The organism is Streptomyces sp. BE20 (genome assembly GCF_036322525.1).
GTDB lineage: Bacteria > Actinomycetota > Actinomycetes > Streptomycetales > Streptomycetaceae > Kitasatospora.
In genome coordinates, this window is record NZ_JAQYWW010001199.1 from 1 (window position 1) to 446 (window position 446).

A 446-nucleotide genomic window follows, 5' to 3' on the forward strand; every position below is an offset into this window, starting at 1 on the left:
AGGCCGGACGCACCGCGATGGAGTACATGAAGTCCTTCTACACCGAGAAGATCTCCCCGGTCGGCACCAGCGCCCTCAACGGCTTCATCAGCGGCGACGTCGCGATGTTCCCGTTCTTCCAGTCGGTCATCGCCAACGTCCGGACCGGCGGCACCAAGACCGAGGGCAAGTGGGCCGTCGCCCCGATGCCCACCGGCCCCAGAAGCGGCTGCTCCATGGTCGGCGGCCACAGCCTGGTCGCAGGCTCCGCGAGCAAGAACCTGAAGGGCGCCGGCACCTTCATGCGCTGGCTGGCCTCCCCCGAGCGCAGCGCCCAGTACATGGACTTCCACGCGATCTTCCCGTACGACCTCGGCAAGGTGGACCCGGCCGTGAAGGCCACCGTGGACGGCAAGGTCAAGGCCGACCCCAACTGGGCGCCCATCTTCGAACAGCTCGCCCGCAAC

Annotated in this window: 1 protein-coding gene; it reads left to right on the forward strand. The window is 67.7% G+C overall.

All coding sequences use genetic code 11. From position 1 onward, the window contains the following. On the forward strand, positions 1 to 446 hold a 446-nt coding region (locus tag PUR61_RS38390), incomplete at both ends, for an extracellular solute-binding protein (protein ID WP_329884436.1).